The organism is Nonomuraea sp. H19 (assembly GCF_052068215.1).
In the GTDB taxonomy this organism is placed as follows: domain Bacteria; phylum Actinomycetota; class Actinomycetes; order Streptosporangiales; family Streptosporangiaceae; genus Nonomuraea.
In genome coordinates this window covers 132,535-144,971 of the sequence record NZ_JBQHCV010000027.1, presented here as the reverse complement: position 1 = coordinate 144,971, position 12,437 = coordinate 132,535, and the positions used below count along the sequence as shown (strand labels likewise).

Genomic DNA, 12,437 nt, shown 5'->3' with positions numbered 1-12,437 from the left:
GATGGCGCCTTTTCTCGAAAGGACGACAACGATGAGTGCTGTAGTCGTAGGCGTGGACGACTCCGAGGACAGCCTGCGGGCTGTGGAGTGGGCCGCCGGCGAGGCCGGACGCCGCCGGCGGCCGCTGCAGATCGTGCACGCCTTCATCTGGCCCCTCTTGGGGGTACCCCTCGGACCGGCACCGGGAGCGCCCCCCGAAGGGGGCCTCCGGCACGCCGCCGAACGCATCCTGGCCACCGCACTGGCTCGTGCACACGCGGTCGCGCCCGACATCGAGGTGACCACCAGCCTGCCGGAAGGCGAGCCCGTCACCGCGCTGCTGCACCACTCTCACCAAGCAGAACTCCTCGTCGTGGGCACCCGCGGGCTCGGCGAAGTAGGCGGCCTGCTGCTGGGCTCGGTGGGCGCCCGGCTCGGGACCGAGGCCGCCTGCCCCGTCGTCGTCGTGCGCGGGCCCGTCACGCCACGCGGACCTGTCGTGGCAGGCATCGCCGGCCATGGCGACAGCGAGGCCCTGCTCGCCTTCGCCTTCGCGCATGCCGCACGGACCGCGAATGCCCTGATCCTGGCGCATGTCAGCGCCGCAGGACCAGCCGGCCGGAGTCGCTCGCCCCTGCCCGAGCGCGACGTGGCCCGGTGGCAGGAGCGCTTCCCCGCGGTCACGATCGATCAGGAGGCTCTTACCGGCCACCCGGGTAAGGCACTGATGCAGGCCGCGTCCCAGGCATCCCTGCTCGTTGTCGGCTCTCACCACCGCCACGAGCTCAGCGCACTGATGCACGGCTCGGTCAGCCAGACCGTCCTGCACCACGCCACCTGCCCAGTGGCGATCATCCAGGTCCATCAGTAGGCCCCCGCGCGCGACACGATCGTGGGGCGCGCCGACCGAGACGTCGACCAGCTCCTACACCGGCTCCGGTGGAACAGGGCGCCGCAGCGCGGAGCCGGTCAGGGCAGGGATCTTGATCGTTCATCGATGGCTTCATCCACGGCCTGAGAAGAATTTCGCGGCAGCTGTCACAAGTCCGGACGCTGCCCGGTCTTAGCTGGCGACCGGTTGGCACAGATGCCCCGGCGGACGGAAAGGGATTGCCATGAAGATCGTCGTAGTCGGCGGAACCGGCCTGATCGGGTCGAAGGTCGTGACGAAGCTGACAGAGCACGGTCACGAGGCCGTGGCGGCGTCACCGAACACCGGCGTCAACGCCCTCACCGGCGAAGGCCTGGCCGAGGCGCTGGCGGGCGCGCAGGTGGTGATCGACGTGTCGAACTCGCCGTCCTTCGAGCCCGCCGCCGTACTGGAGTTCTTCGAGACCTCCACCCGCAACCTGCTCGCCGCCGAGGCGGCGGCCGGCGTCGGTCACCACGTCGCGGTATCGGTCGTGGGAACGGAGCGGATGCCTGAGAACGGCTACTTCCGGGCGAAGATCGCCCAGGAGCAGCTGATCGAGAAGTCGGGAATCCCGTTCTCGCTCGTGCACGCGACCCAGTTCTTCGAGTTCGTCCGGAGCATCGCCGACGCATCCGCGGACGGCGACAAGGTACGGATCGCGCCCGTGCGCTTCCAGCCCATCGCGGGCGACGAGGTCGCGCAGGCGGTCGGCAGGGTCGCGGTGGGGACGCCGCTGAACGGCAGGACCGAGGTCGCCGGGCCCGACCAGTTCCGGATGGACGAGTTCTTCCGCGACGCGCTGGCCGGCTTGGGCGATCCGCGCGAGGTGGTCACCGACCCGCACGCGCTCTACTTCGGAACCACGCCGGGCGAGCGGACGCTGGTTCCGGGTGACGGCGCGACGCTCGGCAAGATCCACTACCGCGACTGGGCCACCCAGAACGCGACCGGAAAGTAGCCCTGGCGGCCGTAGCTCACGAAAGGTGATTCCCCATGACTGACATCGACTCCAAGCCGAGATCGACCGCGTGGCAGACGGCGCTGACCATGCTGCAGGAGGCCGAACCGCCGTTCATCCCGCAGGGTGCGCACGCCATGACGGTGGTGATCGAGTACCCGCCCGGCGACCCGGGCGCGCCGCCGCACCGGCACTCCGGGCCCGCGTTCGGCTTCGTGCTGGAGGGCGAGATGCTGCTGGAGGTGGAAGGCGAGCCGGAGCGGGTCGTACGCGCCGGGGAGGCGTTCTGGGAGCCGGGCGGCGACGTCATCCACTACCAGGACGGCAACAACCGCGACGACGTCCCGATCCGGTTCACCGTCACGATGCTGTGCGAGCCCGGCAAGCCGATGTTCACCCTGGTGGACGAGGAAGAGCTCGCCCAGCGAAAGGACCGCCGCGCCCCGCGCCCGTCCCGAGCGTAGATCTTGCCGAGCGGGTAGCGGCGGTCGTCGCGACCCGCCGGACATCCACTCAAGCCACGTATGGAGGAAAGATGAGCGCCTCGAACGGCGAGGACGACGTTCTGTACGAGCTCAAGGCCGAGGTCGAGATCGAACTGACCTTTGCCGAGGCAAGCCGTCCGGAGGAGGAGATGCGGCTGCCGGTCACCGACTGGCTGTTCGATCCGACGGACGTCGAGCGTGAGGAGATCGGCCTGCGGGGTCTGCGCGACGCGGTCGAGGTGCTGGAAGACGACTCCCGGCCCGGCGGTCACGTTGCCTGAGACGCGGATCGACACGCTCGACAGCCTTCGCGAGCATCTCCAGTGGGCGATCGAGTTGGAACACGCGACCTTGCCGCCGTACCTGTGCGCGCTCTACTCGCTGGACCCGGAGCGCAACCCGGAAGCCGTCGAGGTGGTGGGCAGCGTCTTCGCCGAGGAGATGCTGCACCTGGCGCTGGCCGCGAACCTGCTCAACGCCGTCGGCGGCCGGCCGCGACTGGACGCGCCGGGGATGCTGCCGCCGCATCCCCGGCGGCTGCCCCACGGCTCCCTGGAGTTGTCGCTGGTCCCCTTCGGCGCGGAAGCACTCGAGACGTTCCTGCGGATCGAACAGCCGGCACCGCCCGGCGCTCCGGCGGAGGGCGATGACTACGAGACGATCGGCCAGTTCTACGACGCGATCGAACAGGGACTCCGCCACCTGTGCGACCGGCTCGGCGAGCACGTGGTCTTCAGCGGCGATCCGGCCCGCCAGGTGAGCGCCGCCCACTTCCGCCACACCGCCGGACGGCTGATCGCGGTAGACGGCCTGAAGTCCGCGCTCGCGGCGCTGGAGGAGATCGTCGAGCAGGGCGAGGGCACCGCCCGCGGCGAGGTCTGGGACGGCGACCAGGACGTCTTCCACCCCGAACGGGACGAGGTCGCGCACTACTACCGCTTCCAGGAGCTCAAGATCGGCCGGCGCTACCGGCGGGGCGACACCCCGCAGTCCGGACCCACCGGCGAGGCGATCTGGGTCAATCCGGCCGGCGTACTTCCGATGCGGCGCAACCCGCGACCTGCCGCCCCGGGCAGCGCGATCCGTACCGCGCAGGAGGAGTTCAACCACACCTACTGCGCCATCCTGCATCTGCTGGAGCAGGCGTTCAACGGCAGCCCGAAGCTGCTCGCGGTCGCCACCGGCACCATGTACGCGCTCAAAGCGCAAGCCCGGGCCCTGATGCGACTGCCCGACGGCGAGGGCACCACAGCCGGCCCCACTTTCGAGTACGTCCCACCTGAACAGCGCCGGTGGAGCGGCGGCGACCGGCAGCGGATCGTCGTCCTGCGCGACGGCCCCTACGTCGTGTACGGCGGCATCCCGCTCCGGCGCAAACGCAAGATCGTCTCCTCGGAGAACAACGCGCTGACCTGGAAGACCAGCGAGCCCTTGGAAACCGAGGACACCTACGCGCTGTGCCGCTGCGGTCACTCGGGCTCCAAGCCGTTCTGCGACGGGACCCACGCCGTGATCGGCTTCGACGGCACGGAGAGCGCGGACATGCGGCCGTACAAGGAACTGCAGCACGTGCACGACGGAGTGGGCATCTCGGCCCAGCGGGTGGGGGAGCTGTGCATCCACGCCGCCTTCTGCCTCGGCCGCACCAGGCCGATCGCCGCGATGCTCGCCGACACCGGCGACAGCGACGTGCGCTCCGACATCATGGGCCGCATCGACCACTGCCCCTCCGGCTCCTACAGCTACGCCCTCAAACGCGGCGGCGAGACGATAGAGCCCGACCTTCCGCAGGCCGTCTCGGTCCTGGAGGAGGAGGACGGACTGGCCAGCGCGCTGTGGGTCACCGGCGGAGTGCCGGTCCTGCGAGCGGACGGCCGGCCGCTGGAGACCCGCAACCGGATGACGCTGTGCCGCTGCGGCCACTCCGGCAACAAGCCGCTGTGCGACGGCACCCATCGGGAGATCGGCTTCCGTGAGGAAACACCGGGCCACGAAAACGAGCGTCGACTCGCCACGAGCAAAGGAAGAACGCCATGAGCAGGCACATCCTGGAGCCGGCGGCGAAGGCCGCCGGCGACGGCGAATCGATGTGGAGAAGTTGCCGCCAACGCACCGAAGGCGCGGGTAGACATGCATGCGGAATCCCTGGAACAGGCGAACGCACTCGAACAGGCCGCGTCCGCGTTCATTGAGCTGCGGCCGCGCCTGTTCGGCATCGCGTACCGGATGCTCGGCAGCGCGGCCGAAGCCGAGGACATCCTGCAAGAGGTCTGGTTGCGCTGGCAGGACACCGACCGCGCGACCATCGAAAACCCCTCGGCCTTCCTGGCGTTGATCACCACCCGCTTGGCCATCAACGTCGCCCAGTCCGCCCGCGCCCGCCGCGAAGCGTACATCGGGCCCTGGCTGCCCGAACCCGTCGACACCAGCCTCGACCCCGCCGTGGGAGCCGAGCGCGGCGAAGCGCTCGAACTCGCCTTCCTGCTCCTGCTCGAAAGGCTCACCCCCACCGAGCGGACCGCCTATGTCCTGCGCGAAGCCTTCGTCTACCCCTACCCGCAGATCGCGGACATCCTCCAGCTCAGCCCGGTCAACGTCCGGCAGCTCGTGAGCCGTGCCCGCAAACACCTGACCGCCGTACGCCGTGAGCCCATCGACAAGGTCGAGCACCGGCGTCTCCTGAAGGTCTTCCTTGACGCCGCCCAGACGGGGAACATCGGCGCCCCGGAAGATCTCTTCGCCGCCGATGTCGTCAGCTCCTCCGACGGGGGCGGCCTCAGAGGGGCGGCGCGGTTCCCCCTGCTGGGCAGCAACCGGGTGGCGAGGTTCCTGGCGGCGTTCGCGCCGCGGTTCTGGCCGGGCGCCGACATCACGTGGGTCGAGGTGAACGGGCGCGCCGGCGTGCTCGTTCCCCGAGGTCGCAGCGGTGTCACGCTGCTCACCATCGAGGCCTCGCCGGAGGGCGTCCATCACCTCATGTGGGTCGTCAACCCGGCCAAACTCGAGGCGTTCGAACGGTCACGCTCACGGGGAAGCCATCTCGTCTGACAACGGTGTCACAACACGACGGGCTGTCCGGTCTTAACTGCCGACACCGAAAGGACAGAGGAAATCGTGTGGACCACGCAGAAGCGACGCCACCCTCTCCGCTGTGAAGGCGGCGGAATATGACCGAGGCGGGCGCCGAGTCGCTGGCGGAGATGCTCGACGAACGGCAGCACCTGCTCGAGATCGCCTTGTGGATGTTCAGCTCGGAAATCACGGCGGACCGCATCGTCCAAGAGACCTACCGCCGCTGGTACGCCCTCGACGACGAGGAACGCGCGAGCATCGCGGTGCCGCGCGCCTGGCTGACGCGGGCCGCCGGAAGCATCGCCCTGGAGCTTCTGGCCGCCCCCTTCCCCAGCGACCCGGCACACCGGCCCGAGCCCATCACCGACCTGACACAGCATCAAGTCAGGTTCAGCCAAGCGATGCTCGCCAGACACGACCGTGTCGCCCGCCGGTTCGCCGCGGCCTGCGAAACGGGGGACACGGCGGCACTGCGGGCGGTCCTGGCCGCGGACGCGATCGTCGTGAGCGACGGTGGCGGCAAACTGCGCGCCGCCGTACACCCGACCTACGGCGCGGACGCGGTGGCCCGGTTCGTCACGGCCCTGCTGACCGGCCAACCCGGCACCGAGGTGGCCGCCGGGTCCGTGAACGGTCGTACAGGTCTGGTGCTGCGCCGCGGCGGCCAGGCCGTGGCGGTGGTCAGCGTGAGCGTCGCCGGAGCCGAGGTCACCGCCGTGTGGATCGTCCTCAACCCCGACAAATTGCAGCGCTGGCACCGCCCATGACCAGCGTGCCCCGCCACAGGCTCCTCGTGTGCAGCTGAAAGGTGTACTGGTGAACGACCCGACATTGTCCCCGGAGCACGATTACAGCGGCTCCGCGTTCAAACCGCTCTACACCACGCACGTCGCCGTGACCGGCGGCGGCTCCGCCCACGGCCGGGCCCGCTCCGCCGACGGCGCCCTCGCCCTGGAGCTGCGGATGCCTGAGGAACTGGGCGGCGACAACCCCGGCCCGAACCCCGAACAGCTCTTCGCCGCCGGATACGCCGCCTGCTTCCACGGCGCCCTCAGCCTGCTGGCCCGCCGGCACCTCCTCGACCCCGGACCCATCACGGTGGAGGCGACCGTCGCCTTCGGCCGCGACCCCACAGACGGCGGCTACCAGCTACGCGCCGACCTCGTCGTGACCTGGCCCGGTGTCGAACGCGGCACGGCCACCCCGCTGCTCGCCCAGGCGACCGCGCTGTGCCCCTACGCCAAAATGACCCGCCAGGGCATCCCCGCCACCATCAGCCTCGCCCCCTGAGCCCGCCGCATCGGTCCACTGTGCGGATTTGCGCGATGACCGCGGGCAGCGCCGCGAAGGCCGGATTTCTACCCGCGGCGAACAGCCTGCGGCCTTCTGGACAGTGGGCAGATCCCGGCGGCGAGCACGGCGTGCGCGGGCAGGCGGTGGATCGGCTCGCCGCGGCGCGGACGGGCGGCAGGACGGCCTGTGAAACGGGCTGTTGCCCGTAGTCGGATGGACGCTCAGGTCGCGATCGTGCCGTAGATCTCCCGGTGCCAGAGGTCCTCGCAGACGCGCTCGATACCGGAAGCCAGGTGGCGGCGGTAGGTGGTGAAGGGCAAGCCGAGGCGTTCGGCGGCGATCTCCTGCGTCGGGGCGCCGTGGAGGAAGGTGGTGGCGAGGGCCCGGTGCGGCTTTTCCGCGCGCGGGTCCTGCCGCAGGACGTCTATGGCCTGCTCCAGGATCTGGCGCAGGATGGCGGCGGGGTCGGAGCCGGGCTCGTCGGTGACAACCCGGCAGCGGGTGAGCGGGCTCGCGGCCAGCTCGCCGGGCCGGGACAGGTGACGCAGGGCCTTGCGGACGGCGTCGGTGAACTCCTCCTGCGACAACACCGCCAACCGGGGCGCCGGCGCGGCCGAAGACTCCTGCGGGCCGCCGAGCAGCAGCCGGTCGAGCCGGTCCAGCCAGGCCTGCTGGGACACCGCCCGCCAGTCGTGGGCGAACAGGGCGTACTCGGCGCCTCCGAGCCAGGCGTGCTCGCCGACGTCGTGCATGTCGTAGTGGCGAAGGTAGTCCCGCACCGGGTCCTCGCTCCGCATGGCCATGAACGACCAGGCCATGCGGTCGGCCCGCAGGCAGTAGCCCATGGCCCGCCACTGGATCAGGTCCATCACCGGCGACGTGCCGCGGTATTCCTCGTGCACCCACGTCCGGCCGACGGCCAGGTGCTCGCCCGGCCGCAGCGGCGCGATGGCGCGCGCGTTGGCCCAGGCCGTCGCGACGATCGGGTCGGCCGCAGCCTCCTTATCGGAGGGCTCGTGCAGCCGCAGCCAGGAGCAGAAGCCCACCAGCTCGCCGGTCGCCGTCCGCCGGTAGAGGCGGAACGCCTCGGGCTGGCGGTCGGTCCAGTACGCGACGGTGGCCGCCGACTCGTCGCTCTCCACCTCGGCGGCCATCCGTGCCAGAGCGCCGGCGTCCTGCGGGCGGAAGGCGTCCTCGTACACCTCGCCGTCGCCGCCCCAGCTATGGAACTCCGACGTGGATCCGACGGCGCGGTGCAGGTAGAACAGCGAGCCGACGACTTCGAGGACGCGGGCGTCGCTCGTCAGGCGAGTCTGCCCGGCGAGATAGGCGGTGATGCGCCCGTGCATGTCGGCGTATCCCCGCGGGTCTCGCCAGCGCAGGTCCGCTTCCAGCACCTCGCGGACGACGTCGTGCGGGAACAGGCCACGCGGGCTGGACTCCACAAACGGCAATCGCCGCAGCCAGCCGAACAGGGACGCGGCGTCCTCCGGCAGGATCTGGCGCAGGAGTTCCTCGGTGGTCATGTAGGCGTGTGCGCAGATCTCCAGCGCGTGCCGGTGCGCGGGACTGGGCACCTCGCCCACGAGCTGGTCGAGCAGGGTGGCGACCACATTCTGCGTGGGCGTCCAGCGCGAGCTCGCCCCGCTGTCCTTGGTCGCCACCGCGGCGCCCAGGGACAGGGCCAGGGGATGGCCTCCGGCGAAGGCCAGCAGCGGCCCGCGCAGTTCGTCCGTCACGCCGCGGGCGTCCAGCAGCGCCGCCGCGTCGGCGGGGGCCAGGTCGCGCAGCGGCATCACCCGTAGCGCGTCCGCCCAGCCGGGGTCGGTCGTCCACATCATGTCCGGGGGGACGCGCCCGGCCACCACGACCAGCGCGCCGACCGGAAGTCGCGGCAGGAACCGCTCGCGCAGCCAGCCCTCCAGGCCCTGGACGCGCTCGAAGGTGTCGATCATGAGCACGCCGCGCTCGTCGGCGAGCGCGGCGGCGGCCTCGAGCTCGAAGGCCGCCGGCGACGGATCCAGCGTGCGCCCGTCCAGCATCGTCACCGGCCGTCCCGCGGCCTCCGCCTCCTGCGCGAAGCGCCGCAGCAGCGCGGACTTGCCGACGCCGCCGGGACCGTGCACGTACAGGACACTGCCGGCGCCGCGCAGCGCGGCGCTGAAGACGCCGACTTCTTGCTCCCGCCCCACGAACGCCCGCTGCCGCCGCGTTTCCAGCCGCTGCCCCAATACCACGAGCTTCTGCTCGCTCCCCGAACGCATGGGGCAACTGTAGCCATCTACGCATCTCGGCCAGTCGCACAACTTCGTGCATTTATACGCATTTCGAAGGAGTCGGCCCTGGCGCTGATCGGCGGCCTCTGAGCCGAGCGTCACACGGCCGGATGGCCACAGTCATGACCGTTTCCTGCCCGGTCGCTGTTCCCGGCGAGCGGACCACCCGAACAGGGCCAACGCCATCTGAGCTCCCGGACGATGAGGCTGGGGGCCCGGCGGTGACTCCCACCGGGCCCGGCGAGTGACCGGCTACGCGACGCGCTGCGCCTGCTGGTAGGCGGCCAGGTAGGTCTGGACGCCCATGTCCATGGTCGGGACGTGCTCGCGCATCAGCCGCTGGTAGTGCGGGAAGGTCGGGTTGAGGTGGTCAGCCTGGAACTCCCCTGCCAGGGAGAACCAGGTGACGGGGGTGGCCCCGGCCTGCACCATGCGCTGGACCGCGACGGCGTGCGTCTCGGGGGTCACGCTGGCCGAGGCATCCACGACGAGGTGGACCTCGTAGTTCAGCCGCAGCGCGCCGAGCACGGTCTGCAGCACGCACCCTTCCGTGGACACTCCGGCGATCGCGAGCTTCCTGCGCCCGGTCTGCTGTACGGCTCCAGCGAAGTTCTCATCGGCGAAAGCGTTGATGGCGCCGGCGCGCTCGATCACCGGGTGGTCACCGATCACCTCGAGGAGGCCGGGATAGAGGGGGCCGGACGGCTTGGTGGGCAGGCCGTTGGTGACGACCAGGCCGCTCTCGTACCACACGGCTGTCTTGGTCAGGCCGACGACGTTGTTGAGGTGCTGGGCGGTGTCGTGCGAGCGCAGCACGTTGGCGAATCCGACGGCGTGGTCGACCAGGACGATCGTGGTGTTCTGCGGGGTCAGCGGTTCGAGGGACATGGAGGTTTCTCCTGACGGTACACTAATGACCAACTGGTCACTAGCTACCGTAGCACCCCTAATGACCAGATGTACACTTAGTCGGTCGCGGCGAAGAAGTCCACCGCCACGGGGCCGTTCTCGCCTTCTTGCCGCGGTGCAGGTGATCGGAGCCGCCGGACGCAAGGTCGGAGCGAGGGAAAAGCCGGCCGCCCCTCGCCGTGCGGCCGGGGGTTGTCAAGGTCCGCGCTCCAGGATGATGCGGGTGGAGCGGTTCACGACCGGCCTGGAGCACCTGGCAGGGACGCGGGAGCGGCGATCTCGGCAAGGGTCCAGCCAGCCGCCTGCTCACGCTGCCGCCAGTAGTCGGCGAACCTGCCCTTCTGAGCCAGCAGCTCGGCCAGTGTCCCTGACTCCGCCACGTGCCCGTCCTCCAGGAAGATGATCTGGTCGGCGCGGGCGATGGTGCTCAGCCGGTGCGCGATGATCAGGGTCGCCCGCTCCTGGCCGCCGGCCTCCAGGGCGCCTACGACGGCACGCTCATTGCCTGTGTCCAGCGCGGCGGTGGCCTCGTCCAGCAGCAGGATCGGCGCGTCTTTGAGCAGGGCACGGGCGAATCTGCTCCTCGGTGGCCTGCGGGTGGCCCAGCCGGACGTTGTCCCGGAGACTCGCCTCGAACAGGTAGACGTTCTGGAAGACGATGCCCAGCTGGCCCATCAGCACGGCTGGTTCGTAGTCGCGCACCTCGTGGCCGTTGACCCGGATGTGGCCGGAGTCCACCTCGTGGAAGCGGGCGATGAGCGCCAGCAGGGTGCTCTTGCCCGCCCCCGACGGGCCGACGACGGCGGTGGTGGTGCCGCGTTCCACGGTGAAGGAGACTCCGTCGATCGTGGGGCGGCCCGGCTCGTAGCCGAACCTTGGCCCGCACGATCCGTTGCGCGATGGTCGGCTCGGCGACCATGACGCGCGGGCGATCTCCTCGATGGTCAGGCCGCCGAGCAGCCGCAGCCGTCAGCGCGACCGCAGGTAGAGCCCGGGGGTGTGAGAGTAGGGCGGGCGGGACCCCCTATGGGTGCCGCGCGTGGAATGAGTCGACGGTTACTCGCGCTCGACCCTTCGCAGCCCGTGCATGGGCGTCCACCACTCGACGAAGAGCTTCGTGGCCTCGTCGTTGAGGTGGGTGTGCACGACCTCGGCGATGTCGGCGTGGAAGCGGTCGCCGTCCGGTCCCTCGGTGATCGGTCCGGCAGCGATCGCCCGACCGGAGATCTTCGCCTCGCCCGGCCATTGCGCCTCGGAGCCCTCGATCGGGTCGACCGTGGCGCTGTGCAGGGCGAAACGCGGATCCCGGCGAAGATCCGCGCCCTTGCGCGCGTTCGGCATCGAGCCGAAGACCAGTTCGCCATCCTCGAAGACCACCTCGATCCCGGAGATCCGCGGCGACCCGTCGGCGCGCAAGGTGGCAATCGTCTTGTGTCTGTGGGCGTCGAACAGCGCCCGCACGCGCTGCGCGAACTCCGGCTCTGCCTGTTCGACCTCATGCCACGCCGTCATACGCCCATGATCGCACCGATGGCCGCGGGCGGGATACGCGGACAGGCCGGCGACCCGGGCGCCCCTCCGGCACGTCTGATCGTCTCGTCCATGCCGGTGAACGCCGGGTCGCGGTTTGACCGAACTGACATGATCACTGAGAACGGACACGAGGAGGCCGGTAGTCGTGAGCGATGCTGGGCGCGTCGATGGAGCAGTGATCCAGCGCCTGCTGTCCCAACGCGTGACAGGGTATGAGCCGCTGTCCGGGTTTGCGGCCAACACGATCGCTGTGGTGACCCTGGAGTCCGGTGCACGCGCTGTCTTCAAGGCCGCCGCCGCGCGCGAGGTCGAGGTGGAGCTGTGGGCTCTGCGGTCCATGTCGGAGAGGGGCGTTCCGGTCCCCGAGGTCATCGCCGGGGAGCCGGACGCGGAGATCCCGCACCTGGTGACGCGACTCGTCTCGGGTGAGCCGGGGGTCGCGACGCTCACGGCGGCATCCGAGGTGGGGCGGCTGCTGCGTGCTGTGCACGCCGTTCCCGTCGAGGGGGCAGGCTTTTTCAAGGAGGCGTCCGGCTCGCCACCATGCGCCGGTGAGGGAACATGGGCTGATCAGGTCGCGCGGCTGGCGGATCGGCTCGGCCCTGTCGCCGATGCCGGAATCCTGACCTCGACGCTCCTGTCCCGATGTCGGGATCTTCTCCTGGACGGTACTCGGTGGGATCAGCCCTGCGTGTACGCGCACGGTGATTTCCACCTGCGGCACGTCCTGTCGGCCGGGTCCCGAATCGAGGGGATCATCGACTGGGCGGACTGCGGTGCGGCCAGCCCATGGCTGGACCTGGCCAGGATGGACTTCCGCGAGCCCGGATTGCAGCGTGCGATGCTCGACGCGTACTTCCCCGCGGGCATTCCAGCCGACGCGCCATCGCACATGGCGAACCACCGGCTGCTCTACATGCTGCTGGCACTCGTGTGGGAGTACGAGTGCGGCGGGGACTGGCTTCACGAGCGCGTCCCCGGCATCGAATCGGCACTCGCCACAAGCTAGATGCGTTGGC

The 12,437-nt window shown here is 70.2% G+C and carries 14 protein-coding genes; 9 read left to right on the top strand and 5 right to left on the bottom strand.

All coding sequences use genetic code 11. From position 1 onward, the window contains the following. Positions 1-31 precede the first annotated feature (31 nt). The 8 genes from ACTMTI_RS44145 (at position 32) to ACTMTI_RS44110 (ending at position 6,697) form a co-directional block, all read left to right on the top strand. Positions 32-850, top strand: coding sequence for a universal stress protein (locus ACTMTI_RS44145; protein WP_441126806.1), 819 nt, complete (start codon positions 32-34; stop codon positions 848-850). 244 nt (positions 851-1,094) lie between these two features. Then, entirely contained in the window at positions 1,095-1,850 is a 756-nt protein-coding gene (locus ACTMTI_RS44140) for an SDR family oxidoreductase (RefSeq protein ID WP_441126805.1), read from the top strand. Between the two features lie 35 nt (positions 1,851-1,885). Beyond that, complete coding sequence (locus ACTMTI_RS44135) at positions 1,886-2,314, top strand: cupin domain-containing protein (RefSeq protein WP_441126804.1); 429 nt, start codon at positions 1,886-1,888, stop codon at positions 2,312-2,314. Positions 2,315-2,385: 71 nt separating this feature from the next. Further along, positions 2,386-2,616, top strand: a complete 231-nt coding sequence (locus ACTMTI_RS44130; protein ID WP_441126803.1) for a hypothetical protein — start codon at positions 2,386-2,388, stop codon at positions 2,614-2,616. Further along, positions 2,609-4,372, top strand: coding sequence for a ferritin-like domain-containing protein (locus ACTMTI_RS44125; protein ID WP_441126802.1), 1,764 nt, complete (start codon positions 2,609-2,611; stop codon positions 4,370-4,372). Before ACTMTI_RS44130 ends, ACTMTI_RS44125 begins: the two co-directional genes overlap by 8 nt. Positions 4,373-4,465: 93 nt before the next feature. Then, entirely contained in the window at positions 4,466-5,383 is a 918-nt protein-coding gene (locus ACTMTI_RS44120) for an RNA polymerase sigma-70 factor (protein ID WP_441126801.1), read from the top strand. A gap of 119 nt (positions 5,384-5,502) precedes the next feature. Beyond that, a complete protein-coding gene (locus ACTMTI_RS44115) occupies positions 5,503-6,174 on the top strand; it encodes a hypothetical protein (protein ID WP_441126800.1) in 672 nt (223 codons plus the stop codon). Positions 6,175-6,223: 49 nt separating this feature from the next. Then, on the top strand, positions 6,224-6,697 hold the full coding sequence (locus ACTMTI_RS44110; protein ID WP_441126799.1) for an Ohr family peroxiredoxin: 474 nt from the start codon (positions 6,224-6,226) through the stop codon (positions 6,695-6,697). Between the two features lie 224 nt (positions 6,698-6,921). Here the strand turns inward: ACTMTI_RS44110 and ACTMTI_RS44105 are convergent, their stop codons facing one another. From ACTMTI_RS44105 to ACTMTI_RS44085, 5 genes are all read right to left on the bottom strand, one after another. Then, positions 6,922-8,964 (bottom strand): AAA family ATPase, encoded by a 2,043-nt coding sequence (locus ACTMTI_RS44105; RefSeq protein WP_441126798.1) that lies wholly within the window; start codon positions 8,962-8,964, stop codon positions 6,922-6,924. Positions 8,965-9,228: 264 nt separating this feature from the next. Beyond that, entirely contained in the window at positions 9,229-9,864 is a 636-nt protein-coding gene (locus ACTMTI_RS44100; RefSeq protein ID WP_441126797.1) for an isochorismatase family protein, read from the bottom strand. Between the two features lie 254 nt (positions 9,865-10,118). Further along, positions 10,119-10,265: a hypothetical protein gene (locus ACTMTI_RS44095; RefSeq protein ID WP_441126796.1), complete on the bottom strand. Its 147-nt coding sequence runs from the start codon at positions 10,263-10,265 to the stop codon at positions 10,119-10,121. Between the two features lie 118 nt (positions 10,266-10,383). Continuing rightward, entirely contained in the window at positions 10,384-10,731 is a 348-nt protein-coding gene (locus ACTMTI_RS44090) for an ATP-binding cassette domain-containing protein (protein ID WP_441126834.1), read from the bottom strand. Between the two features lie 210 nt (positions 10,732-10,941). Further along, on the bottom strand, positions 10,942-11,397 hold the full coding sequence (locus ACTMTI_RS44085) for a pyridoxamine 5'-phosphate oxidase family protein (protein ID WP_441126795.1): 456 nt from the start codon (positions 11,395-11,397) through the stop codon (positions 10,942-10,944). 166 nt (positions 11,398-11,563) lie between these two features. Between ACTMTI_RS44085 and ACTMTI_RS44080 the strand changes: the two genes are divergently transcribed. Then, positions 11,564-12,427, top strand: coding sequence for a phosphotransferase family protein (locus tag ACTMTI_RS44080; protein ID WP_441126794.1), 864 nt, complete (start codon positions 11,564-11,566; stop codon positions 12,425-12,427). Positions 12,428-12,437: the final 10 nt, after the last annotated feature.